The organism is Achromobacter spanius (assembly GCF_002966795.1).
GTDB lineage: Bacteria > Pseudomonadota > Gammaproteobacteria > Burkholderiales > Burkholderiaceae_B > Achromobacter > Achromobacter spanius_D.
Genome location: NZ_CP023270.1, coordinates 4,144,057 through 4,167,681, shown reverse-complemented (window position 1 = coordinate 4,167,681; position 23,625 = coordinate 4,144,057). Strand labels below are relative to the sequence as shown.

The 23,625-nt window shown below is 64.3% G+C and carries 20 protein-coding genes; 6 read left to right on the top strand and 14 right to left on the bottom strand.

Translation table 11 applies throughout. The features are described from left to right. Positions 1-22 precede the first annotated feature (22 nt). A complete protein-coding gene (locus CLM73_RS18750; RefSeq protein ID WP_105239714.1) occupies positions 23-706 on the bottom strand; it encodes a TetR/AcrR family transcriptional regulator in 684 nt (227 codons plus the stop codon). Between the two features lie 377 nt (positions 707-1,083). On the opposite strand from CLM73_RS18750, the gene CLM73_RS18745 reads away from it, so the two are divergent. The 3 genes from CLM73_RS18745 to CLM73_RS18735 all read left to right on the top strand — a co-directional run bounded on the left by CLM73_RS18745 (position 1,084) and on the right by CLM73_RS18735 (position 5,021). Then, complete coding sequence (locus tag CLM73_RS18745; protein ID WP_105239713.1) at positions 1,084-2,688, top strand: hypothetical protein; 1,605 nt, start codon at positions 1,084-1,086, stop codon at positions 2,686-2,688. A 562-nt stretch (positions 2,689-3,250) separates the two neighbouring features. Beyond that, positions 3,251-4,000, top strand: coding sequence for a response regulator transcription factor (locus tag CLM73_RS18740; RefSeq protein ID WP_056563343.1), 750 nt, complete (start codon positions 3,251-3,253; stop codon positions 3,998-4,000). Between the two features lie 355 nt (positions 4,001-4,355). After that, positions 4,356-5,021 carry a helix-turn-helix transcriptional regulator gene (locus CLM73_RS18735; RefSeq protein ID WP_056563340.1) on the top strand — a complete coding sequence of 222 codons (666 nt, stop codon included), beginning with the start codon at positions 4,356-4,358 and terminating at the stop codon, positions 5,019-5,021. Between the two features lie 214 nt (positions 5,022-5,235). On the opposite strand, the gene CLM73_RS18730 is transcribed toward CLM73_RS18735, so the two are convergent. The 13 genes from CLM73_RS18730 to CLM73_RS18670 are packed head-to-tail and all read right to left on the bottom strand — an operon-like array spanning position 5,236 to position 18,495. Beyond that, on the bottom strand, positions 5,236-6,507 hold the full coding sequence (locus CLM73_RS18730) for a glycosyltransferase WbuB (protein ID WP_105241604.1): 1,272 nt from the start codon (positions 6,505-6,507) through the stop codon (positions 5,236-5,238). Continuing rightward, positions 6,504-7,064 (bottom strand): putative colanic acid biosynthesis acetyltransferase, encoded by a 561-nt coding sequence (locus CLM73_RS18725; protein WP_105239712.1) that lies wholly within the window; start codon positions 7,062-7,064, stop codon positions 6,504-6,506. The genes CLM73_RS18730 and CLM73_RS18725 overlap by 4 nt, the downstream gene beginning before the upstream one ends. Then, a complete protein-coding gene (locus CLM73_RS18720) occupies positions 7,061-7,948 on the bottom strand; it encodes a glycosyltransferase family 2 protein (RefSeq protein ID WP_105239711.1) in 888 nt (295 codons plus the stop codon). Before CLM73_RS18720 ends, CLM73_RS18725 begins: the two co-directional genes overlap by 4 nt. 13 nt (positions 7,949-7,961) lie before the next feature. Then, positions 7,962-9,092 (bottom strand): glycosyltransferase, encoded by a 1,131-nt coding sequence (locus CLM73_RS18715; protein WP_105239710.1) that lies wholly within the window; start codon positions 9,090-9,092, stop codon positions 7,962-7,964. Further along, a complete protein-coding gene (locus CLM73_RS18710) occupies positions 9,085-10,377 on the bottom strand; it encodes an O-antigen ligase family protein (RefSeq protein ID WP_105239709.1) in 1,293 nt (430 codons plus the stop codon). Before CLM73_RS18710 ends, CLM73_RS18715 begins: the two co-directional genes overlap by 8 nt. A gap of 28 nt (positions 10,378-10,405) precedes the next feature. Beyond that, positions 10,406-11,308, bottom strand: a complete 903-nt coding sequence (locus tag CLM73_RS18705; protein ID WP_105239708.1) for a glycosyltransferase family 2 protein — start codon at positions 11,306-11,308, stop codon at positions 10,406-10,408. 20 nt (positions 11,309-11,328) lie between these two features. Further along, entirely contained in the window at positions 11,329-12,633 is a 1,305-nt protein-coding gene (locus CLM73_RS18700; RefSeq protein ID WP_234015672.1) for a lipopolysaccharide biosynthesis protein, read from the bottom strand. A gap of 44 nt (positions 12,634-12,677) precedes the next feature. Next, positions 12,678-13,631, bottom strand: a complete 954-nt coding sequence (locus CLM73_RS18695) for a GDP-L-fucose synthase family protein (RefSeq protein ID WP_105239707.1) — start codon at positions 13,629-13,631, stop codon at positions 12,678-12,680. Between the two features lie 5 nt (positions 13,632-13,636). Further along, positions 13,637-14,746 (bottom strand): GDP-mannose 4,6-dehydratase, encoded by a 1,110-nt coding sequence (gene gmd, locus CLM73_RS18690; protein ID WP_056563310.1) that lies wholly within the window; start codon positions 14,744-14,746, stop codon positions 13,637-13,639. A 10-nt stretch (positions 14,747-14,756) separates the two neighbouring features. After that, entirely contained in the window at positions 14,757-15,119 is a 363-nt protein-coding gene (locus tag CLM73_RS18685; protein ID WP_105239706.1) for a VanZ family protein, read from the bottom strand. A gap of 31 nt (positions 15,120-15,150) precedes the next feature. Continuing rightward, entirely contained in the window at positions 15,151-16,581 is a 1,431-nt protein-coding gene (locus tag CLM73_RS18680) for a mannose-1-phosphate guanylyltransferase/mannose-6-phosphate isomerase (RefSeq protein ID WP_105239705.1), read from the bottom strand. A 5-nt stretch (positions 16,582-16,586) separates the two neighbouring features. Then, positions 16,587-17,039, bottom strand: a complete 453-nt coding sequence (locus CLM73_RS18675) for a GDP-mannose mannosyl hydrolase (protein ID WP_105241603.1) — start codon at positions 17,037-17,039, stop codon at positions 16,587-16,589. A gap of 46 nt (positions 17,040-17,085) precedes the next feature. Next, a complete protein-coding gene (locus CLM73_RS18670; RefSeq protein ID WP_105239704.1) occupies positions 17,086-18,495 on the bottom strand; it encodes an undecaprenyl-phosphate glucose phosphotransferase in 1,410 nt (469 codons plus the stop codon). 242 nt (positions 18,496-18,737) lie between these two features. Between CLM73_RS18670 and CLM73_RS18665 the strand changes: the two genes are divergently transcribed. From CLM73_RS18665 to CLM73_RS18655, 3 genes are all read left to right on the top strand, one after another. Then, the gene (locus CLM73_RS18665; RefSeq protein WP_105239703.1) at positions 18,738-19,874 is read left to right on the top strand and encodes a polysaccharide biosynthesis/export family protein; all 1,137 of its coding nucleotides are present in this window, start codon (positions 18,738-18,740) and stop codon (positions 19,872-19,874) included. Positions 19,875-19,939: 65 nt separating this feature from the next. Beyond that, positions 19,940-22,201 (top strand): GNVR domain-containing protein, encoded by a 2,262-nt coding sequence (locus CLM73_RS18660; protein WP_105239702.1) that lies wholly within the window; start codon positions 19,940-19,942, stop codon positions 22,199-22,201. A 21-nt stretch (positions 22,202-22,222) separates the two neighbouring features. Further along, positions 22,223-23,620 (top strand): phosphomannomutase/phosphoglucomutase, encoded by a 1,398-nt coding sequence (locus CLM73_RS18655; RefSeq protein WP_105239701.1) that lies wholly within the window; start codon positions 22,223-22,225, stop codon positions 23,618-23,620. Positions 23,621-23,625: the final 5 nt, after the last annotated feature.

Sequence of the window (23,625 nt, the reverse complement as noted above, 5' to 3'; positions counted from 1 at the left end):
CGGGTTGGCTTCGGAAGGCGGGTCAGGCGCCTCCGGGGCTTGCGTTCAGGTGCGGCAGGGGCGAGCGCAGCCCGCCCAGCAGGAAACTCATCAGGCGCGGCAACAGAAGCTCGCGGTCGTTGGGCTGCTCGGCTTCGTCGCCGGCCAGGCCGGTGACCGAGCGCAGCAGATCGGTGCCCATGATTGCGTACGACGTGGCGCCCAGCATGAACTGGAAGCGCCAGATGATCTCGGCGCGCGGCACGTCGGGCAGGGCGGCAAACAGCGCGTTGCGGTAGCGCGCGAGCACGTCCGCGTATTCCTCGGCAAACAGCGCGCGGATGAAATCCGTGGGGTCCGTCATCGTGCGTTCCAGCAGCGGCAAAAAGGTGCTGCCGGCCTGCGCCGGATCGGCGGCCAGACGCAGCAGCGTGCCAAAGAACGCGTCGACGATTTGCGAAGGCTTCAGCGGTTTGCCGCCGGATTGCGCCTCGAGTTCATCCAGAAGGCGCATGCGCTCGCGATTCAGCACTTCCAGGCGGCGTTTGAGCACCGCCTGCACGAGTGACTCTTTCGAGCCAAAGTGATAGTTCACCGAAGCGAGGTTCACGCCGGCCGCGCTCGTGATCTGGCGCATCGACGTCGCTTCGTGTCCCTGTTGCGCGAACAGGGACTCGGCGGTGTCGAGGATGGTTTCTCTCGTGGTCGTGGTGCGGATTTCTTGCATAAGGTTGAATTCAAACGTTTGTTTCAAAGCATTATGCGGGAGGCACGGATGAGAGGCGAGCCTCTGCTATCCCCAATAGGGTTTACCCCTAACCCTATGCGGCCGATGTGTCGGTTTTGCAGCACGTTTGCTTCGCATCGGGCGTAAGGACGAGATGCGCCGGGAAGAAGAATGAGGCGCCTCATGCCCAGGAGGTTGAGGTTTGGCCGATTGGCCTCGGACACCGGACCTAGGATGAATGTGCTCTGGAATGCACGCCCAAAAGCCCGCAGTATCAGCGCGAGAACATGAACGCATTGCCCCGGGTGTGTGCTGGGCGAGGCCGCTGCGCAGTCACGGCGCGGCAGGCCAATCGCCCTGATACAGGAGCACGAGATATGAAGACGTACAAGGTGGGATTGCTGGTCGACGGGTATGAGCAACCCGGCTGGATGCACGAGATGGTTGAGTGGCTACTCCACAGCCAGGAATTCGACCTGACGGCATTGCTGGTGATGAATGGCGAGGCTGCCGACACGGCGCCCAGGCTGGGCGTGAAGGCGCTGTTCGGCTCGCTGTCGCGCCTGGAGGGCAAGTTGCTGCCGCAGAAGCAGCGGGTCATGCTGGCCTGCCGCGACATGCGCGACGGTTTGCAGGAGGCGGGCACGTCGGTGATCCCGCTGGCGCCGGGCGACGAGGATCCGCACGCGCGCAATGAGGTACGGGCGCTGGGGCTGGACCTGGTGATCACATTGGGTGCGTCGCTGGCGACGCGCGCGCAGCTCGCCAGCTGGTCACGGCTGGGCGTCTGGCAGTTGAGCTACTCGGATATTGCGGTGGCCACCAGCCGTTATGCCGGCTTCTGGGAGGTCTTTCAGCGCGAGGATCACACCACCGTGAAACTCTGGCGCGTCGGCGCCAGGCAGGAAGACGACGAACTTCTGGACCAGCGCAGTTTCAACACGGAAGTGTTCTGGCTGAAGAATCAGGCGCGCGCATTCAGTTTGGGAAACTTCATGGTCTATGACGCGTTGCAGGCGCTGGCCCATGACCGCCCGGGGGTCGCGCCGCCCGCCATGCAGATCATGAGCGGCCCGCGCCGCGCCGATCCGGCGGAGTGGGACAGCGCCGCATATATTGCGCGCCAGGCATGGTTAATGTCGGATCTCGTTGTGCGCCGCGTCATGAAACGCAACGTTCGGTGGCGGATCGGTATGTTTCCCTCTGCACGCCAGCAGGCGGTGGTATCCGAAGCGATGGTATTGCAGCCGCCAAAGGGCCGCTTTTTCGCCGATCCTTTCGTTTATACCCACGATAAAAAGCCATATATATTTTTTGAAGATTACGATTTTACTTCCCGCAAGGGCACGATCTCGGTCGCGACCTACTCTGACGGGGCTTTCCGGCTGTTGGGCACTGCGCTGAACCTGCCTTATCACCTTTCGTTTCCATATATTTTTGAACACGAGGGCGTGACGTACATGGTTCCGGAAACATGCGGAAATCGAAGTATTGAACTATGGAAATGCACTGAATTTCCGCTGAAATGGGAGCTTGATGTTAATCTGATGACCAATATTTCAGCCGTGGATACCATTATTTTTAAACACGGCGAATACTGGTGGCTATTAACAAATATCGACCGAACTGACGGCCAAAGCCACTGCGACGAGCTGTTCGCGTTTTTCTCAGATTCGCCGCGCTCGACGACCTGGACGCCGCACGCCTGCAACCCGATCGTGCGCAACCCGATGCGCGCCCGCAACGCCGGAATCGTTGTGTCGCCTGGGGGAGACGTGATCCGATGCGCCCAGTACCAGGGGTTCTGTCACTACGGCAAGGGCGTCTCGCTCAACCGGATCGAGGAGCTGACGCCTTCAACCTATGTCGAAACCGACGGCGAAATCCATTACGCAAACTTCCTGAGAAAACGCCATGCTTCAATGCACCATTGGCATCATCAGGGGGGGCACACGGTATTTGACTTCGCCTATATGGAGTAAATTCGCCTTCGGGCGCGTAAATAAAAAATGTTACCGTTATTTCGAATACAGGGACTGTTCACGGGTGTAGTGTGTCCACGGATACAAGTTGACAGATTTCCCTCCTCCTCCGGCTATCCGAGGCCGCGTCCGGCAGATGCCCCGACGCGGCTTTTTTTCGTCTGTAACAAGGGCCAGAGCGCCTGTCGGGGCAGCTGTGTACAGCTGCTTCATAGGGGCGCCCGTCGTGGCGGACGAGCGATGCTGGTGAAAACCCTAGCGTCAAAAAGGACGAGATCGAATTCTCATCCATATTTACGAACGTGATTAAGGCTAACGATTGATTTCTGATTTTGTCGGATTATATCGCCCTGAAACGTCTTGATTTTGACAAATCCGAACCATAAGATGGGTTCCATGCCATCCGTTATGTTGGCTACCAAAGTCGCCCAGCCCAAACGTCCCGGTTCAGCTTCATTAGATATTCCGGGATATGCGGACCACCCCCGCAGGGTTGGATAAAAAATAGTCTTCAGCACAGCGAAGATCCCTTCTAGGCCCGTCGAAAAACCGGGAGGACACCATGGCCAAGATGGTCCTGATTGAAGCTCATCCGCTCTTGCGGTTGGGTTTGTGGCAGATTCTTAGCAAGTTGGATGATGTGTGGGAGATCGAGGGGATGGGCCTTGCGGACGTGTCCAAGGCCGACGGCGTGCACGCGGGCGCCGATCTTCTGATCTATGGTTTGCCAGTGGATACCGATGAAGCATGGAGCGCCTTGCACGAGATTCAGCGCGTGCTGACGCCCAAGCGGATTCTGCTCTTGACGGACGTCATGCCCTTGCCCATGCCGGTGCAAGGCCTGCCTGGCGCCAGCGTGTACGGTTGCCTCATGAAAACGGCTTCGGTCGAGATCCTTGAGGCCGCCATTCGCCTGGTGATGGCGGGCGGGCAGTGCTTCCCGAGCGAACAGGCGCTGCAGGCTCCGGCCTCCACCGTATGCGCCTTGCCGTCGCGGGACGTGGAGGAAGCCGGCTCGAAGGGCACCATGCCCGTGAGCGCGGGGGCACAGCTCCTGCAGATCACGCCGCGCCAGTACGAAGTGCTGGTGCTGCTGGCACGCGGTTATCCCATCAAGACCGTCAGCCGGATGTTGAACATCTCGGTGGCGACCGCCAAGACGCACGCGTGCACGCTGTATCAACGCCTGCATGTCAAGAACAAGGGCGAAGCCGTTTACGCGGCGCTGCAACGCGGTGCGACCTTGGAATGGCATGAACCGAACGGGCGTGAAGTGGATGCCGGGCAGATCTATGGGCGCAAGCTCGGTTAAGTCAGGTTTGCGCTGCCTGCCCGGCAGCAGGAACGCCCAGTTCCAACGCTGCCGGGGTTGCGCATAGCCAATACGGCTAAGGCATAGAAAGCAGGTGTTCGGATTGCTGTCGCCTCGCTTTCCGCCACCATTCATCCTCCTGAACGAGATTCAGCGGACGTAGCCGCTGATAGCATGGGTTGTGTCCGCAAGCATGGATTGATAGGGCGAATCACTTAGTCTCGCCACTGCAATCCCAAGGCTGCGGACAGGATTCCCCTGAGCCTGGCGACGCGCGTGAACCCGCGCCTAGCGCGGCGTCGCGCCAGCGTCATGGGAACCGTAATGGGCCATGCGTCACAAGGTTCTTCCCGGGATGACAACCGTACTGATCGAAGACTACGCTCTGCTTCGTGTCGCAATTCAGCATGTGCTGGAACGTGTGCGCAACGCCGACGATATCCTGGCCATCTCGCCAGCCCACCTTCTCAATATGTCCAGCTCGATCAACAAACCAGTGGAGTTGCTGGTGGTGGGTTGCAGCGGCTCAGCGGAGCAGGACATCGGGCTTCTTTCCCAGGCGATGGCATTCTTCATGCCGCGGCTCGTGCTTGTTTTGTATTCGGCGATGGACCAGAGCGTCATGGCCGCGTGTGCGCGCGCCGGCGTCGCGGGCTATCTGCCCAAGGCGTCCAGCCCCGATGCGCTGGCCGCCGCGGTCAGCCTGGTGATCGCGGGCGGCGAGTGCTATCCCCAACCCGCGGGCAGGCCGCCCAGCACGTCACACGCCTCCGTGCAGGAATTGCGCGAGCTGACGCAGCGGCAGGAGGAAATCCTGCAGCTTCTTGTGCAAGGCAAGACCATGCGCGAGATCGGCCAACAGGTCGGCATATCGGTCGCCACCGTCAAGAGCCACGCGCGCACGCTGTACTGGAAGCTCAATGCGCGCAACCAGGCCGAGGCGGCGTACATCGCGGTGCAGATGGGGCTGGTGCGAAGCTCGAACGGGCAACCCGCGCCCGGCAAGGGCGACGCGAGCTGATGCGATGACGTGAGTCAGGGTCTGTGCGGGTGGCGATGCCGCCTGCACAGACCCTTGCTCCTTCGCGGAGGAGGCAGCGCGCAATCGCGAGAAAAAATAATTTCCACGTGAATGCTTTCTGCCTCTGCAAAGAACCGCAACAAAAAGGCCGCCTGCGATTGCCTCACAGGCGGCCCTTCTCATGGCATTAAAACGCCTTATTCACCCACCGCCTTCAAACATCCCCCTCACTCGCCTGCGTACCCGCCGGCGCCGCGCGGCCCTTGGATTTGGCAATCGCCATAAACTCCCGCTCAGCCGCACCCAGCACCGCATCCACATGCAAATGCGCCATCGCATACTGCCGCGCTGCCGCGCCCAATGTTTCGCGGATCTGCCCGTTGTAGCTGAGCTTGCGCACGGCTTCGGCCATCGCCACCGCGTCCTCGGGCGGTGTCAGCAGCCCGCAGCGCGACACGACACTGGCAAGCTCCGTGCCGCGGGCCGCGCCGCAGACGACCGGGCGGCCGCTGGCCAGCATGCCGGTCAGTTTGGATGGCATCACCAGGTCGGCGGCACCTGCGCGCTGGGGCAGCAGGTGGATGTCTGCCGTGCCCAAAAGCGCACCCAGGCGTTCGGCGGGCTGCAGGTCCAGGAAGATGACGCGCGTCAGACCACGGCACTTTTCCTCCAGCGCCGCGCGTTCAGGTCCCTGGCCGCAGAAGAGGAACCACAGGCGGTCCTCGCGATTAAGACGACGCGCAACGTCCGCCAGAATCTGCAGACCCTGCTTGCCGCCCATATTCCCCGAATACAACGCAACGATGGCGTTGTCCGGAATACCGAGCTGCGCACGGTAATCCCCGCCTTCGGCCAGCGGCGTAATGGCGTTGACGTCGATCCAGTTGGGCAGCAGCACCGCGCGGCCGGAATCGATGCCCTTGGATAGCGCCAGGTCCAGCATGCGGTTCGAGATCGTGGATACGCGGTCGAATCGGCGCATCAGCCAGCGCTCGGCGCGCTTGACCATGGATCGTAGCGCCGCGCCTTTGAGCAGTCCCAGTTCGAACGCCGCGTCGACCTCGAAGTCCTGGATGTGCAGCCAGGCGCGGGCGCCGGTCAGGCGTGCCGCCAGCCAGGCGGCCGGCGCGCAGAAGAGGGCGGGTTCGACGACCAGGATGATGTCGGGGCGGCGCATTGCGGCGCGCAGCAGCGATGGCAGGCTGGACAACGCGAAGCTGGCCAGGTGCACCAGCCGTTTGGCGCCGCCCGGCCTTTCGGGCACCCACAAGGGCGCGCGCCGCACCGTTACGCCGCGGCGCGTTTCCTTGGTGTAGCGCGAGCCGCGGTAGCCCTCGTGCACCTGCCATTGCGGATAGTAGGGCGGGGCGGTGACCACGCTGACCTCGTGCCCGCGGGCGGCCAGCCATTCGGCCAGTTCGGCGGTGTATTTGCCGGTGCCGGTCAGTTCGGGCGCGTAGTTGATGCCATAGATGAGTATTTTCATGTTGGCGTGGCGGTGCGGGGCCGGATGGGGCGGCACGGGTTGCCGTGGCAGACCATCGCGGCCGGCATGTTGCGGAACACCGAGCTGCGTGCGCCGATCACCGCCTCGCGCGCGATCGTCACGCCTGGTCCGACAAACACGTCGGTCGCCACCCACGCGCCGTCTTCGACGCGCACGGCGCGTTCGCGCAGCGGGAAGTCGGCCCGGCCGGCGTCGTGGTCCGCCGCGCACAGGTAGCTGCGCTGGGACACCACGGCGTGCGCACCGATGTGGATGGGACCCAGGCTGTAGATCACCGCGTCGTCGCCGATCCAGGCGTAATCGCCGATCTCGACCTTCCAGGGGTAGGTGACCGTGGCCGTGGGCCGAATCAGCACCTTGTGGCCCACGCGCGCGCCAAAGCAGCGCAGCAGCCAGCGGCGAAAGCCATAGGCCACCTGCGGCGACCAGCGGAACAGCGTGCCTTGCACCATCCACCACAACTGCACGGTCAGCGCCGAACGCCCGCGCTGACCCGGCGCCAGCGCGAACTGGTCCAGGCGTTGCAATGTGCTCATTTGGCCGCTCCCGCAACGGCATCGCGCCGCGACGCGGCCTCGGTGGCCTCACGCGCCTTCAGGATTTCCTCGGTCTTGATGCGGATCTGCCAGTAGTACATGGCGCGTGCGACGGCGTAGTCATAGCCCGCCTTGCCGTCCAGGAAGCCCAGCTTGAAGACGTAGGAATGCAGGAACGAGATGGGCGCCTTGAATGGCATGGCCTGGAAAATGCGCTTGAGCAGCGCGCGGCCGCCCACGTTGGCTTCGCGCGGGTCGTTCATCAGGCCCTTGGTGCGCAGGTTCGCTTCCCAGTCCGAATAGCGGTTGTGCTTGTCGAAGTAGTGATAGAGCGAGTCGTGGTCGTTGTGCACCATGCGCTGGCGCAGCGCGAAGGTCTCGCCTTCGACCTGCGGCTGGTAGTGGCCTTCGACCTCCCACATGTTGGCGACGTCCAGGTCGTCGTAGTCCAGGAAGCGGGAGCGGTCGCGGGCCAGCAGCGCCAGCTTGTAGACGCGGTGGCCGTGCTCGAGCTTCTTTCCGCAGAACACGTAGTCGAACGGCACGAACGCGCCGCCCGCGCCTGCCGCAAAGCGCGGCAGCACGTCGCGGATTTCGGCTGCAAGGCCCGGCGTCATCTCTTCGTCTGCATCGACGTACAGCACGACAGGGTGGGTGAAGGGCAGTTGCTCCAGGCACCACTGCTTTTTCTTGGGATATTTGCCGTCCCACTGGAAATTCGAGACGCGCGCGCCCATCGCCGTGGCGATCGAGCAGGTGGCGTCCGTGCTGTTGGAGTCCACGACGAAGACTTCGTCGAAATCCACCAGCCCCTTCAGGCACTTCGCGATATTGCGTTCCTCGTTCTTCGTCATCACCACGACGGATACCGGTATCTTCTGCATGATGCTGTCCTGTTCAGGGCGTTCCGCGCTGCATGAGCGGGCGGAAGAGATCGATGACGTTGCGGCAGTGCCGCTCAAGGGAAAAGGCGTCCGCGCGCTCGGGGCCCTGGGCCGCCAGCTTCTCGCGCATCTCGCCGTCGTAGGCCAGGCGCCGCACGGCCTCGGCCAGCGCCGCCGCGTCGCCCACCGGCACCAGCAGCCCGTAGCGGCCCGCGTCCAGAATCTCGGCGGGGCCGTGCGGGCAGTCCGTGGAGATCACGGGCACGCCCAGGCAGAGGGCCTCCACCAGCACGTTGCCAAAGCTCTCCCGCACGGACGTGAGCGCAAAGGCGCCGGCGCCGGCGATGACTGGAAAGGGATTGTCGATGTGACCGGCCAGCGTGACCTGTGTGCGCGACGGCCTGTCGTCAATGCGCTTTTGCAGGGCGGCATGCTCGGAGCCTTCGCCCAGGATCGTGAACGCGATGCGTGGATCGTCGAGCAACGCGGCGGCGTCGATCAGCGTGGCGTAGTCCTTGACCGCCTCCAGCCGGCCCACGGCGACCACGTGGTAGGGCGACTCGCCGCCGTCGGGCAGCTTGGGCTGCGCGCCTTGCCGGCGCACGTTGTCCAGCGGCACGCCGTTGTAGATGGTGTGGACCTTGCCGCGCAGCGGCGGAAACATGCTGACCAGGTCTTCCTTCACGCCGCGCGACACGCCCACCACGGCGTCATGGCGCCGGTAAGTCTGGCTGACCAGCCAGCACTTCAGACGGCGCATTTTCGAGGCGCCGTAGTGGATGGCCGGGCTGCTGTGTTCGAACGCCACGGTGCGGAAGTTGCCGCGCAGGATCTTTCTGGCCAGCACGACCAGCATGTTGCACAAGAGGCCATGCGAGCAGACGATGGCGGGCTTTTCGCGGCGGATGTGCTGCAGCAGCTTGAAAAACGCCACGGGCAGCGCGAGGCGCAGCTTGGTTGGGGACTCGATGATGGGAAATGCGCGGGTGACCTTGGGATTGGCGATGGGGTACTCGCGATTGCGCGAGCGCAGCAGGAACAGGGAGGAGTCCACCCCCTGTTCCGGCAACGCATCCACAATGAAGGCGACGCATCTTCCGACGCCGCCATGCAAGTCCGGTGCGACAAACAAGACATCAGGCATGGGGTATTACTCGCGTGGGTGGCGTCCGGCGCACGATGTCCGGACGGGGGCTGTGAACGGGCGGTTCGTTGCGGGGCACGGGCATGATCTGTGCATTGCGCATCAGAGACAGGCAATAGCACAGCAGAAAGCCGGTAAACGCGGTCTTGGGCGCATAGGCCAGGCCACCGGACATCGAGTCGATGAAGATATAGATGGGCGCGGTGGCGAGCAGATATCGCCGGTGCATCTCCAGCCCGGGATGGGCATAGCGCCTAAAGAGCGAGAACAGCAGGATCAACAGGGGCGGCAGCATGATCATGATCGTGCCGACCACCCCGAACTTCATCAGGTAAAAGGCCCAGGAGTTGTGCGCGAACGTGCTCAGCTCGAAGCCGTTTTCGCCCATCACCCAGCTGCGAAAGCCCGCGCCCTTGCCAAAGACGGGACTCTCGGCAAAGAACGCCATCTGGCCTTCCATCTCCTGGACGCGCGCGCCGTAACTGGAGTCTTCGTCCAGGCGCTCCACGCTGAAGATGCGATCGGTCAGCACGTCCAGATAGCCGATGCTGGCGAAGATCAGCACCCCGGCCACGGCCGCGGGCGCGAAGATCATCACGGCGCGGCGGCGGATGTCGGCGCTGCCGGCCAGCAGCACGGCGATGATGACGGAGATCGCCAGTTGCAAATACTGGCTGCGGTTCAGCGAGAACACCAGCGCCATCACCATGAACAGGATCAGCGCGTAGGCCTTGGGACCGGAGACGTTGAGCGTGCGGCGGAAGTACAGCAGCGACACCACGCCCATCGGGATCGCCCACACGCCCAGACGCACGTTGCGCAGCGGGTTGGCCACGCTGAAGCCGGCCGCCTGTTCCACCAGCATCAGCGCGGCGACCGCCAGGCTCGCGGCCACGATGTACTTTTGCAGGATCGCGTAGGCGTGCGGACTGTCGATGTCCTTGTAGCAAAGGAACGGCGTGCACAAAAAGTAGAAGACGATGCGCAGGTCGCGCGCGACGTCGCCGGTTTCGATGCCGGGATGATGGCTTGACACCAGCAGCAGGTAGATCACCGAGATCGCCTGGATGCCCAGCAGCACGCCCAGCGCCCCGCGCGGCAGCGCATAGGCGCCGGGGTCGGCCAGCCTGAGCGCCTTGACCCCCAGCATGGCCACGAACAGCAGGTCGAAGGGCGACAGCTTGAAGCTGCCCACCCCGATGACAAACCTGTCGTCGTTCAGCGCCAGCGCGGTGAAGACGAACAGGCCCAGGAGGTGCAGGGTGGAAAGCCGGCGCGTGGTCATTGCAGTTCCGTATCTGTGTGGGGCCGGCCTAGTGCGCGGCCCAATCGTCGCGTCCGAAGATCTTGGTGGTGAGCTTCTCCAGCAGATACGTCAGATCGCCTTGACGGGCATGCGCGGCGACCTTCGAGGCGCGGCAGGACAGTTCAAACAGCTTGCCCAGCCCGGGCTCGGTGCGCCGGATGCGGCTGACGATCTGTTCGCGCTCTTCCAGCAGCACGTCCTGCATCAGCGCCGTCTTGGTCTCGTCATGGGCGGTATACACGCCCAGCGCATCCGGCACGATCAGGTTCTTGCCCTCGCGCAGCAGCCGGCTCCACAGCTCCAGGTCCATGCAGTAGCGCATGCTTTCCTGCAGCAGGCCGTACTTGCGCAGCAGGTCGCGGCGGAAGATCGCGGACTGGTTCGGGATGGAGGCCTTCACCACCGTCAGCGTGCCGCGGTTGACGGGCGTGTAGTGGATCTTGCGGAAGATGCGGTTGTCGGCATCGGCCACGAACAGGTTGCCGCTGACGATCGGTGCGCGTCCGCGAGCCGCAGCCGCGCCCAGCTTGCGCAGCGCGCCCGGGTAGTACAGGTCGTCCGAGTTCTGCCAGCCGACGTAGTCGCCGGTGGCGCGTTCGAAGCCCTTGTTGATCGCGTGCGACTGGCCGCGGTCCGGCGTGCTTTCCCAGTAGGACAGGTAGCGTTCGTACTTCTTGATGATGTCCACGCTGCCATCCGTGGAGCCGCCGTCGATGATGATGTATTCCAGGCGCGGATACCCCTGGTTCAGCACGGACAGGATGGTGCGCTCCAGGAACTTGGCCTGGTTGAACGAGGGCGTCACGATCGTCACCTTGGGCAGCAGGCCGCTGGCGATGGGCGCTGGCGGACGGAGCTCGCGGACGAAGTCGATGAGCTGGCGTGAATACTCGTTATGGCGCTTGCGCATGTAAGACCTCAGCATGTTGGTTAACGGGTGGCCGCAGGCATGGCGCCCGGAAACTCGGGGCGGGATTGACGGATGGCGAGGGCCACGCCGGCCAGCGTGATCGCCGCGTAGGCCATGCGGCCCCAGGCTGCGGCGTGTTCCCCCGCCACGTGAACCAGTCCCGCCATGACGCCCAGCATTGCCAGGCCGCCCAGTCCGTTCAGGATTGCGACGGCGCGGGAGTTGCCGAGCCCCAGCAGGGAGAAGTGCGCCGCGGCGTTCAGGGACAAGAGGCCCGACGCCACGATCAGCAATTGGAAGGTGCCCAGATGACCGCTGGCGACGTTGTCGCCCAGAAGCACGTTCAGCAGCGGGCGGCTGACCGCCAGCACCGCCAGCGTGGCGCCGGCCGACAGCGCCAGGTTCCACAGCATCATTCGGCGGATCTCGCGTTCGGCGGCCCCCGGGTAGGGCGGCGACACCGACAGGCGCGTCACGCGCGGCATCGCTTTCTGGAAGATGGCGACGGACGCCGTGTGGATGATCTGGCCCACCTGCACGCCCACGGTGTAGATCGCCAGCGCCGCCGGCCCCATGAGGCTGCCGACCAGCACCCGGTCGACCGAGCCGAAGGCCAGCGCGCTCAGGCTGTTCAGCCACGACCAGCGCGAGAACCGGAAGGCGGCCATCATGGCGCCGCGGTCGCGCACGGGCCGCACGATGTAGCGGTCATAGGCGCGCGAGAACACGCGCATCTTCACGCTGCCCGCGATCAGGAGGCCCAGTGCCTGCGCCAGCCCCGTCCACGTGGGCGAGGCGGTGTACCAGGCGGCCGCGCAGGCCAGCGCCATCGTGCCGGTGCGGCTGAAGACCTCGCACAGCGCGGTGGCGCGAAAGTCCTCCCGGCCTTTCAGGCAGCCGGAAAAGAGCTGGTCATACTGCTGCGTGAGGTAGATCGCGAGCGCCGGCATGGCCAGCATCGTGACCGCCACGCCGCCAAACGTGGCTTCTGGCCAGCCCAACCCGACCACGCCCCACAGCAGCACAGCCGCCAGTGTCACGACGGCCAGCGCACAGCCGATCAGCGACATGCTGACGCCGGCCGCGCGATAGGCGCCGCCCGGTGCGTGCGCGCTCTCGGAGACCAGCTTGGTCGCGGTCACGGCCGCGCCCAGGTTGGCCGCGTTGCCGAACCCGGCCAGCGCGATGATCATCGAATACTGGCCGAAGCCGACCGTGCCGAGCTGGCGAAAGAGGATCGGCAGCGCCACCAGCGCCGCGACGGGACCGATGCCGTACTCCACCAGCCCCCAGAAGGAGGCATTGCCGGCGATGTGTTTCTTCACGAATCCAAGCATCGGTAACCCTGTCTGTCATGCTGGCGCGGTGGTCAGGCCACCGGCAGCGCCTGTTGCGTGCGCTCGCGCAGGAAATGGCCATAGGCCAGCGTGATGCCGTGCGTCAGAGAGATCTCCGGCCGCCAGCCCAGCGCCTGCACGCGCGACGAGTCCATCAGCTTGCGAGGCGTGCCGTCGGGCTTGGACGTGTCGTAGACGATCTTGCCCTCGTAGCCGATCACGCGCGCCACCAGCCGCGCCAGGTCCGCAATCGAGATGTCCTGGCCGGCGCCGATGTTGTAGATGCCCTCGGCGTCCGGATGCTCCATCAGCATGACGCTGGCCTGCGCCAGGTCGTCCACGTACAGGAACTCCCGCAGCGGCGACCCGGTGCCCCAGATCGTCACGCTTTCCGCGTTGGCCTCGCGGCCTTCGTGGAACTTGCGGATCAGGGCCGGCAGCACGTGGCTGCTGTGCAGGTCGTAGTTGTCGTGCGGGCCGTACAGATTGGTGGGCATGGCGCAGATGAAGCGCGCGCCGTGCTCGCGCTGATAGGCCTCGCACAGCTTCAGGCCGGCGATCTTGGCGATGGCGTAAGGCTCGTTGGTGGATTCCAGCGGACCGGTCAGCAGCGCGTCCTCGCGGATGGGCTGCGGCGCCTCGCGCGGGTAGATGCATGACGAACCCAGAAACAGCAGCTTGCGCACCCCGGCCGCATACGCGGCGCGGATCACGTTGCACTGGATCATCAGGTTCTTGTACAGAAAGTCCACCGGATGCGTCTGGTTGGCCAGGATGCCGCCCACCTTGGCGGCGGCCAGGTACACCACATCGACCGGCGTGGTCGAAAAGAAGCGGTGCACCTGATTCTGGTTTTCCAGGTCCAGTTCCGCGCGGCTGCGGGTCAGCACGTTCTCGTAGCCGCGCCGGTGCAGTTCGCGGGTGATCGCCGCGCCCACCATCCCGCGGTGGCCGGCGACGAACACGCGTTGGTCCAGGTTCGTCATGGCGGCTACTCCTTGTAGGCGTAGATTTCGTAGCCGTTCTGTTCGACCAGCGCATCGCGCCGCGCGTCCTTCAGGTCGCTTTCGACCATTTCCTTGACGAGCTGCGCGAACGTGGTGCGGGGCGACCAGCCGAGCTTTTCGCGGGCCTTGGTGGGGTCGCCCAGCAGGGTTTCCACTTCGGTCGGACGGAAGTAGCGCGGATCGACGCGGACGATGACCTGGCCGGCCTTGACGTCGTGCACCGGCGAGAACAGCACGGTGGCCGTTTCTTCCAGGCCTTCGCCTTCCCATGCCAGCAGGATGCCCAGCTCGCGCGCCGCCGTGTTGATGAACTCGCGCACGCTGTATTGCATGCCGGTCGCGATGACGTAGTCTTCGGGCGTGTCCTGCTGCAGCATCAGCCACTGCATTTCGACGTAGTCGCGGGCGTGGCCCCAGTCGCGCAGGGCGGACAGGTTGCCCAGGTACAGGCATTCCTGCAGACCCAGCACGATGCGCGCCAGGCCGCGGGTGATCTTGCGCGTCACGAACGTTTCGCCGCGCTTGGGCGATTCGTGGTTGAACAGGATGCCGTTGCAGGCGTACATGCCGTAGGCTTCGCGGTAGTTGACGCTGATCCAGTAGGCGTAGAGCTTGGCGGCGGCGTAGGGGCTGCGCGGGTAGAAGGGGGTCGTTTCCTTCTGCGGCGTTTCCTGCACCAGGCCGTACAGCTCGGAGGTCGACGCCTGATAGAAGCGCGTCTTGTTTTCCAGCTTCAGGATGCGGATGGCTTCCAGGAGGCGCAGCGTGCCCAGGCCGTCGGCGTTGGCCGTGTATTCCGGCTCTTCGAACGACACACCCACGTGGCTTTGTGCGGCCAGGTTGTAGATCTCGTCGGGCTGCACCGACTGGACGATGCGGATGAGGCTGCACGAGTCCGTCATGTCGCCGTGGTGCAGCACGAAATTGCGGGGCTGGTCGTGCGGATCCTGGTACAGATGGTCGATCCGCGCGGTATTGAACAGCGAAGCGCGCCGCTTGATGCCGTGGACCTCATAGCCCTTGGCCAGCAGAAGCTCCGCCAGATAGGCCCCGTCTTGGCCAGTTACGCCGGTAATCAGTGCCCGTTTTGGCATGGTTGTGTCCTTAAGACTTAGTGACTGCACGAAAGGAGCCGATGGCTGCGGTACCAATGTGCAAAGAGATTACTGTTGCACCAGCCGCTGAGATATCGGCCAAAAGGTCTAAGAGATCCGCCTGTCGGTAGGGGAAAAAGGACTGGATTGATTCATCCACCGCACCGAGGGCGGTAGCCGCCAGCATGGCAACCAGCGCGGGGCGCCGGTTGACCGACAGGTATATCAGCGCGGTCAGGAGGGCATAGGCGGCCAGGTGCAGCCGCTTGTCGCCAAAGGCATCGGACATGTCCGCCGCCAGCCCTGGCATGTTGCCCACCGTGACCAGCACGGCAAAAAAGAGGGCCGCCGCGGGCAGGCAGATTCTTGCCATGCCCGGGCGCCAGAAGGGAACCAAAACCCGATCAGACACGACCGTAGATGTCCTGGAAACGGACGATGTCGTCTTCGCCTAAATAGGCGCCCGACTGCACCTCGATGATCTCCAGCGGGATCTTCCCGGGGTTTTCCAGGCTGTGGATCTCGCCCAGCGGGATGTAGGTCGACTGGTTCTCGGTCAGCAGGTACTGCTTGTCGCCGTTGTAGATGCGCGCCGTGCCCGACACCACGATCCAGTGTTCGGCGCGGTGGTGGTGCATCTGCGAGGACAAGCGCGCACCCGGCTTCACGGTGATGCGCTTGACCTGGTAACGCGGCCCCTGGCCGACGGAGTCGTACGAGCCCCACGGCCGCTGGACCTCGCGGTGGTGGTTCAGTTCGCTGCGGTGCTGCGACTTGAAGACCTCGACCAGGCGCTTGACGTCCTGCGAACGCGACTTGTGCGCCACCAGGACGGCGTCGGCCGTCTCGATGACAACGATGTCGTCCAGGCCCACCGAGGCGACCAGCCGGCTGGTCGAATGGATGAGGCAGTTGCGCGAGTCCTCCACCATGACGTCGCCCGTGGTGGAGTTGCCTTCCACGGACTTCTGGGCGATGCCCCAGACGGCGTCCCACGCTCCGACGTCGCTCCACGAGGCGGCCAGCGGGATGACCACCGCGCTGTCGGTGCGCTCCATGATGGCGTAGTCCATCGAATCGCTGGGGCATGCCTCGAACGCGGGGCCGTCCAGATGGAAGAGCCCGTTGTCGCCGTGTCCCGTCGCCACGGCCGACTGCGCCTGCGCAAGGATCTTGGGCGCCAGCCGGCCCAGCTCGGCCAGGAAGACCGACGCCTGGAAGGCGAACATGCCGCTGTTCCAGTAGTAGCCGCCGTCGTCGATGAAGCGCTGGGCGACCTCGGGCGACGGCTTTTCCACGAACCGGCGCACGCGGCGCGCGGGCGCCATGGCGCCGGGCTCGTCCGCCTGGATGTAGCCGTAGCCGCTGAGCGGCGCGGTCGGCTTGATGCCGAACGTCACCAGCGCGCCCTGGCGGGCCGCGTCGTACGCCTGGGCAAATGCGGTGCTGAGCAGCTCGCCGTCCTCCAGCACGTGGTCCGACGGCATGATGAGCATGATGGGATCCTCGCCATCCTGCATCGCCCGCAGCGTGGCGGCGGCGATGGCCGGCGCCGTGTTGCGCGCAAACGGCTCCAGGATGACCTCGACGTCCTTGATGCCCAGCTCGTCGGCCTGCTCCGCTGCAATGTAGCGATGCGCCTCGTTGCACACGAGGATGGGCCGCTCCTGCGCGCCCGCCGAGTCCAGCCGCCGCAGGGTGTTCTGCAGGAGGCTGCGGTCATCGGTCAAACGGATGAACTGCTTCGGCAACAGTTCGCGCGACAGCGGCCACAGGCGCGAGCCTGAACCGCCGCAAAGAATCACTGCCCGGTACGGAGGACGGGGGTTGGTCATGGCTCTCACTCCTTGAAGTAGGCCTGGGTGTACGGATGCACGCCGGGATCGGCGGCGATCACTTCCCGCGGCAGCCAGCGGTAGCCGCTGTGCTGGGACAGGGGAAGGCTTGCGGTATCCAGAGAAAGCTCGGCCTCATACGCGAGGACGACGTAGTGGGTGGAGCGTCCCGCCTCACCCGCGAAATTCGTGCCGTAGAAGTGTTCGTACACGCCGCGCGGCGTCCACACGAGGTCGGGCAGCGACAGACCAAGCTCGTCGTGCACGATGCGGTGCAGCGCGTGGCGCAGGGACTCGTTCTTGCGGATCCGGCCGCCGGGCACGAACCATGCGCCCTGAGCGGGCGGATTGGCGCGCAGGCCGGTCAGGTAGTTGCCGGCCCCATCGCGCAGCAGGAGGTCGATCGAGACCAGCGGCAGCATCTCCACCGCCTGGCGGAAGTCCGATCGGGCGAGCATGCCGCGACGCGGTGCCGGCGCTTCGCGCACGGGCCATCCCAACGGTTCAGTAGACATTGCGGCCCGTCCATCCCGATATCGCGGTGCGCGCGATGATCAGCAGGTCCATCCTGAACGTCCAATGCTGGATGTAATAGATGTCGTGTTCGACGCGGTCGCTCATCTTGCGCAGCGTGTCGGTCTGGCCGCGAAAGCCGTTGACCTGCGCCCAGCCGGTGATGCCGGGCTTGACGCGGTGGCGCATCATGTAGCGCTGCACCAGGTCCTTGTACATTTCGTTGTGCTCCAGCGCGTGCGGGCGCGGGCCCACCACCGACATGTCGCCCATCAGCACGTTCAGGAATTGCGGCAGCTCGTCCAGGCTGGTGCGGCGCAGGAAGCCGCCGATGCGCGTGATGCGGTTGTCGTTGCGCGTGGCCTGTGTGACCACGCCGTGTTCCTGGTGCACGGTCATGGTGCGGAACTTGTAGACGTGGAACACCTTGCCGTCCACGCCCAGCCGGGGCTGCGTGAAGAACACGGGGCCGCGCGACGTCAGCTTGATCAGCGCGGCCACGGTCAGCATTACCGGCGCCAGGCCGATCAGCGCGCACAACGCGAAGCTGCGGTCGAAGGCTTCCTTGGCCCAGCCGCGCACACCGGCCGCGGGCAGGCTGTTGAGCTGAATCGCGGGCAGTCCCAGGAACTCGCCGATGCGGTGGCCCAGCAGCTGGATCGACATCACATCGGGAATCCAGCGGATGTCCACCAGGTCGTTGCGCAGGTGATAGAGCACCTCGCGCAGCTCCTGGCCGGCTTCCATCGGCAGCACGATCCAGATCTCGCGCACCTTGTTTTCGCGCACGAAGTCGGTCAGGTTGTCCAGATCGTGCAGACGGCGGACCTGCGGCGGCAGGATCTCATGCGGTTCGGCGTAGATCCCCAAGATCTGATAGCCGGCCTCGCGGTACTTTTCCACGCGGCGCCACATGTCGTGACCCAGCGCGCCAAAGCCCACGAGCAGCACCCGCTTCTTGTCCATGCCGCGATCGCGCGCCGCGCCCAGCACGGCATAGACCGCGATGCGTACGCCGGCCAGGGCCAGCGCCGCCATGCCGAACCAGGTTGCAGCCCATAAGCGGGATATCGCGCCGGTCTGGTGCATGAGAAAACTGACGAAGATGCCCAACGCAAACACCGTGGCCCACGCAGCCAGGCTGCGCACCACGAGATCGGTGAGCAGGCGTCCCCGCCACGACACATACAGGCGGAAGGCCGGGAAGAGCGCGATCACGCCCAAGCCGCACAGATAGATCAGGAACAAGTGAATCTGCGGAGGATCCGTGTAAGCATCTTCCGAAAACTTCAAGCCGGTGGCAGTCAGGCCGCAGGTGATGACGATCGCGGCGTCGAGCAAGCGATACAGATAGCTTGCCCCGCTGAACCTTGCCGACGTGTCCGATTGGGACGGGTCCATCGCGCACTCCAGTTCGGGTGGGAGCGCTTTGCGCCAAGCAAAAACTGTGCAGTGCCGCAAAGCATGTGGCTACCGACAAAATCTTATTGAGTGCGCAACTCACCCGAAACCTCCAAACGGTGTAGGAGAAGGCTTAGGGCATCCGTCGAATGTGCGGGCTTAGGAAAAGCGTGTGGAATGTCGCAACCCGTTACGCATCGGGCTCCTTTCCAGGCAACGAAGTCATTCACAGTGGATTCGCCATGACTACATTTTTCGGAACGTTGAGCCGAGCCATAGCCGCTATCGCGCTCGTGTCCTCGCTGGGCGCTTGCGCCTTATCTCCCGGTATGACGTTCAGCGCCAACCAACTCGCGGATCCGCTGGACCCGAATTCGAAGGCCGTCATCAAACAGATCACGCCGTCCCTCGTTCTTGAGGAACAGCGCGCGCGTGAAGCGTTGCTCGACAACGAAGGCATTGGCCACCTTGTCGGCAAGCCGGGCCCCTATCTCATCGGGCCGGGAGACATCCTCTCCATCGTCGTGTGGGATCACCCCGAGCTCGTGCTTCCGACGCAAACCTACGCCATCGGATCTGCGGCAACGGAATTAGCTATTGGGGATACCGCCTCGGGCATTCCGGGCTATACGGTTTCATCCACTGGATATATCCAGTTTCCGTATACGGGACTGCTGAAAGTGGCGGGGTTGACTGAACTTCAGGCGCGCAATCTCATAGTCAATAGTTCGGGCAAGTACATACAGGACCCGCAGATCACCGTACGCGTTCTGGGATTCCGCAGCAAGCGCATCTTCGTCGATGGCGAGGTGACGACGCCGGGCACGGTTGCGATCAACGATGTGCCCATGACCCTGTTGGAAGCGCTCAACAGGGCCGGAGGCATCTTACCGACCGGAGACCGCAGCTCGGTCTATGTGATCCGCGATGGCAAACGTACTCGCGTGAACCTTCCCGCGCTGATCGAGCGCGGCCAGGACCTGAATCAAGTCATGCTCAAGCCAGGGGACATTGTGAGAGTCACGCCGCGCGACGATAGCAAGGTGTTCGTGATGGGTGAAGTGTTCATCCCCGGCGCTTCCGTCATGCGCGATGGACGCTTGTCGCTGACCGAGGCATTGGGTCTCGCAGGCGGGCCCAACCAGACCACCGCCGATACCTCGCAGATTTTCGTCGTGCGCGCCACGGAGGAGGCAAAGCCCTTGGTGTATCACCTGAACGCCGCATCGCCGCAGGCGCTGGCGGTAGGCGCCAAGTTTGAATTGCAACCCAAGGATGTCGTGTTCGTGGATTCGGCCGGTCTGGTGCGGTGGAACCGCTTCATCAGCAACCTCTTCCCGAGCGCGCAAACCGTACAGACCGTCAGGTCCATCGATTAGTCCGCCTCAAAACCCCGCCTTTGGGGGCGCCGCATCCGCGGCGGCGCCCTCTCCTGGAGAGCTGCATGTCGTTGCCCATCGAATCGTTCGAGCCGTCAGTCCCGGCCCGTCAGCAGGAAACACCGTTGTCGTCTCACGTGGACGCCATTTTTTCCAATCGCTGGATGATCATTGCGATCACCATGTTCGCGTTTCTCGGCGCGCTGGCCTATGTGATGGTGACGCCGTCGGTCTATTCGGCTGACATCATCGTGCAGGTCGAGGAGGAGCTTCCGAACGGCCAGGCCCGCAGCCTGCTGGGCGATGTCTCATCGATGTTCGATACCAAGGCGGAAGCGTCGGGCGAAATGGAAGTGCTGCGCTCGCGCATGGTCGTCGGCCCGGCCGTCGACAAGTTCCTGCTGTACATCCACGCCAAGCCGCGTTACTTCCCCGTCGTGGGCGAGTGGTTGGCGCAGCGCTACGAAAGCCTGCCGTATCCGACCAGCTTGCCGCGCGGGGGTTATGCGTGGGGTGGCGAGACCATTGCGATCTCGCAGCTGGACGTGCCCAACGAGTGGCTGGGCAAGCCGTTCCGCCTGACCACGCTGGGTGAGGGCCGCTACACGCTCAGCGACAAGCTGACGGGCGCCACCTTCACGGGCACGGTGGGCAAGCCCGAACGCTTCCTGTTGCCGGGCGGCGGCGCCATGGACGTGCACGTCGACGCGCTGTCGGGCCGTCCCGGCACCGAGTTCACGGTGTCGCGCAGCTCGCGTCTGGCGGCCATCGAAAACGTGCAGTCGCGCATGGGCATCTTTGAACGCGGCCGCGCCTCGGGCGTGATCGGCGTCACGCTGGAGGGCAACGATCCGGCGCTGACCACCGCGGTCCTGAACCAGATCGGGCAGGAGTACGTGCAGCAGAACGTGAACCGCAAGTCGGCGCAGGCTGAGAAGTCGCTGGTGTTCCTGGAGCAGCAACTGCCGCAACTGAAGGCCGAGCTGGATGCCGCGGAAACCAAGTACAACCAGTTGCGCAACAAGCGCGGCACGATCGACCTGAGCGAAGAAGCCAAACTCATCCTTGCGCAGTCGGTCGATGCGCAGACTCGCGTGATGGAACTGCGCCAGAAGCGCCAGGAACTGATCACGCGCTTTGCGCCGACGCACCCGAGCATCGTGGGCATTGACCGTCAGATCGCATCGCTGACGGGCGACGTCAACCGCCTGGGCAACAACATCAGACAGCTGCCGGATCTGGAACAGGACGTGGTGCGCCTGGTGCGCGACGTGCGCGTCAACACCGAGCTGTACACGGCGCTCTTGAACAACACGCAGCAGCTCAAGCTGATTCGCGCCGGCAAGGTGGGCAACGTGCGCATCCTGGATGCGGCCGTGCAGCCGGACAAACCCGTGCGTCCGAAGGGCGCGATCATCATCGGCGTGGCCACCGCGGCCGGCCTGATCTTCGCCATGCTGTGCGCGTTCGTGCGCAACGCCCTGTTCGGCGGCCTGTCCGAGCCGGAAGACGTCGAACGCCATACCGGTCTGCCGGTGCTGGCGGCCATTCCGTACAGCGACGTGCAGGACAAGCTGTGGCGCCGCAGCCGGCGCAAGAACGCCACCGTGCCGGCGCTGCTGGCGCAGAGTCAGGGCAACTCGCCACCCATCGAAAGTCTGCGTTCCTTCCGCAACGTCCTGCAGGCCTCGCTGCGTCAGTCCGCCAACAACATGGTCATGTTCACCGGTCCGGTGGCGGGCGTGGGCAAGTCCTTCCTGTCTGCAAATTTTGCCTTCATCCAGGGCGGCGTCGGCAAACGCGTGCTGCTGATCGATGCCGACTTCCGCAAGGGCCAGCTCAACCGCTACTTCGGCGTGCCGAAGGAAGACGGCCTGTTCGAAGTGCTGACCGGCACGATCCCGCTCAGCCGCGTCAGGAAGCACAGCGTGTCCGAGGGCGTGGACTTCATCGCCACGGGCGCCGTCACCTTCGATCCGTCGGAACTGCTGGCCTCGCCGGTGTTCGGCGAGACCCTGCGCGAACTGGCCACGCAGTACGACATGGTGATCCTGGACACGGCGCCCGTGCTGTCGTCGCCGGATGCCGCCGTGGTCGGCACACACGCCGCCGCGGTCATGGTGGTGGTGCGGTCGGGCATGAATACGGTGGGCGAGATCCGCGAAACGGCCAAGCGCCTGATCCAGGCGGGCGCGCCGGTCGATGGCGTGGTCTTCAACGGTCTCAAGCTTCTGCCGGAACGCTTCGGCTTCCGGTCCAAGTACGGTGGTTATCGCTACTCCCGTGCGGCGTACTACGGTGATTTCAAACAGAACGGTCCCAAGTGAACGCCACACGGAGAAACTGGCATGCACGGAACTTTTGGCTGGGACACGCCGCAGATTCTGGACGCGGTCTTCAAGGCCTATGACATACGGGGAACGGTACCGGACGAGTTGGATGCCAGGTTTGCCCACAGCCTGGGGATGGCGGTGGGCACGAAGGCTCACGCACAGGGGGTGCGCTCGATCGTGGTGGGGCGCGACGGCAGGCTGAGCAGCGTCGAGCTGTCCGCGGCGCTGCAGGCCGGATTGCGCTCCGCCGGCATGCACGTGATCGACATCGGCATGGCGACCACGCCCATGGTGTATTTCACGGCCCGGCTGATGGATACCGGGACCGGCATCGCGGTGACGGGCAGCCACAATCCGCCCACGCACAACGGCTTCAAGATCGTGATGGAAGGCAGGTCGCTGTACGGCGACGGCCTGACCGCGCTGCGCGACGCGATGCGCCAGCCGATCGACTCCGCGCCGACGCCCGGCGGCCGCACCCAGATGCAGATCACGCCGTGCTACGCGGCGCGGCTGGTGGGCGACATCCGCATGGCACGGCCCATGAAGATCGCCATCGACTGCGGCAGCGGGGTGGCGGGGGCGGTGGCGCCCGCGCTGTTCCGGGCGCTGGGCTGCGAGGTGACGGAACTGTTCTGCGAGGTGGACGGGTCATTTCCGGGGCATCACCCCGATCCGGCCGATCCGCACAACCTGCAGGACCTGATTTATTGCCTGCGCTACTCGGACTGCGAGGTCGGCCTGGCGTTCGACGGCGACGGCGACCGGCTGGGCGTGGTCACAAAATCGGGACAGATCATCTGGCCGGACCGCCAGCTGATTCTGTTCGCCCGCGATGTGCTGGCGCGCAACCCGGGCGCCGAGATCATCTACGACGTCAAGTGCAGCCGCCACGTGGCCCGCGCGATCACTGAGGCAGGCGGCAAGGCGACCATGTGGAAGACCGGGCATTCCCTGATCAAAGCCAAGATGCGCGAGTCGGGAGCGCTACTTGCTGGAGAGATGAGCGGCCACATTTTTTTCAAGGAGCGCTGGTATGGCTTTGACGACGGCATCTACGCCGCCGCCCGCCTGCTGGAAATCCTCTCGTCGGCGCCGGACCCCTCGGCTTTGCTGGAAAGCTTGCCGCAGTCCTGCGCCACCCCCGAATTGAAACTGGAGACCACGGAAGGCGTTGAGCTGGTGCAGGCGTTGCGCGATCAAGGGGAGTTCCCCGGCGCAGTGTCGATCAACGAGCTCGACGGGATCCGTGTGGACTACGCAGATGGCTTTGGCCTGGCGCGGCCGTCCAACACCACACCAACGGTGGTACTCCGGTTCGAAGGAGACAACGTGGCCGCGCTGGCTCGTATCGAGGAGGACTTCCGCAAGGCGTTCAGGCGCATTGCACCTCATATTCGTTTACCGTTCTAAGGAGC

Coding starts and splice junctions, on each gene's coding strand:
- CLM73_RS18750 (WP_105239714.1), bottom strand. CDS start 706: ATGCAAGAAATCCGCACCACGACCACGAGAGAAACCATCCTCGACACC.
- CLM73_RS18745 (WP_105239713.1), top strand. CDS start 1,084: ATGAAGACGTACAAGGTGGGATTGCTGGTCGACGGGTATGAGCAACCC.
- CLM73_RS18740 (WP_056563343.1), top strand. CDS start 3,251: ATGGCCAAGATGGTCCTGATTGAAGCTCATCCGCTCTTGCGGTTGGGT.
- CLM73_RS18735 (WP_056563340.1), top strand. CDS start 4,356: ATGACAACCGTACTGATCGAAGACTACGCTCTGCTTCGTGTCGCAATT.
- CLM73_RS18730 (WP_105241604.1), bottom strand. CDS start 6,507: ATGAAAATACTCATCTATGGCATCAACTACGCGCCCGAACTGACCGGC.
- CLM73_RS18725 (WP_105239712.1), bottom strand. CDS start 7,064: ATGAGCACATTGCAACGCCTGGACCAGTTCGCGCTGGCGCCGGGTCAG.
- CLM73_RS18720 (WP_105239711.1), bottom strand. CDS start 7,948: ATGCAGAAGATACCGGTATCCGTCGTGGTGATGACGAAGAACGAGGAA.
- CLM73_RS18715 (WP_105239710.1), bottom strand. CDS start 9,092: ATGCCTGATGTCTTGTTTGTCGCACCGGACTTGCATGGCGGCGTCGGA.
- CLM73_RS18710 (WP_105239709.1), bottom strand. CDS start 10,377: ATGACCACGCGCCGGCTTTCCACCCTGCACCTCCTGGGCCTGTTCGTC.
- CLM73_RS18705 (WP_105239708.1), bottom strand. CDS start 11,308: ATGCGCAAGCGCCATAACGAGTATTCACGCCAGCTCATCGACTTCGTC.
- CLM73_RS18695 (WP_105239707.1), bottom strand. CDS start 13,631: ATGACGAACCTGGACCAACGCGTGTTCGTCGCCGGCCACCGCGGGATG.
- gmd (WP_056563310.1), bottom strand. CDS start 14,746: ATGCCAAAACGGGCACTGATTACCGGCGTAACTGGCCAAGACGGGGCC.
- CLM73_RS18685 (WP_105239706.1), bottom strand. CDS start 15,119: ATGGCAAGAATCTGCCTGCCCGCGGCGGCCCTCTTTTTTGCCGTGCTG.
- CLM73_RS18680 (WP_105239705.1), bottom strand. CDS start 16,581: ATGACCAACCCCCGTCCTCCGTACCGGGCAGTGATTCTTTGCGGCGGT.
- CLM73_RS18675 (WP_105241603.1), bottom strand. CDS start 17,039: ATGCTCGCCCGATCGGACTTCCGCCAGGCGGTGGAGATGCTGCCGCTG.
- CLM73_RS18670 (WP_105239704.1), bottom strand. CDS start 18,495: ATGGACCCGTCCCAATCGGACACGTCGGCAAGGTTCAGCGGGGCAAGC.
- CLM73_RS18665 (WP_105239703.1), top strand. CDS start 18,738: ATGACTACATTTTTCGGAACGTTGAGCCGAGCCATAGCCGCTATCGCG.
- CLM73_RS18660 (WP_105239702.1), top strand. CDS start 19,940: ATGTCGTTGCCCATCGAATCGTTCGAGCCGTCAGTCCCGGCCCGTCAG.
- CLM73_RS18655 (WP_105239701.1), top strand. CDS start 22,223: ATGCACGGAACTTTTGGCTGGGACACGCCGCAGATTCTGGACGCGGTC.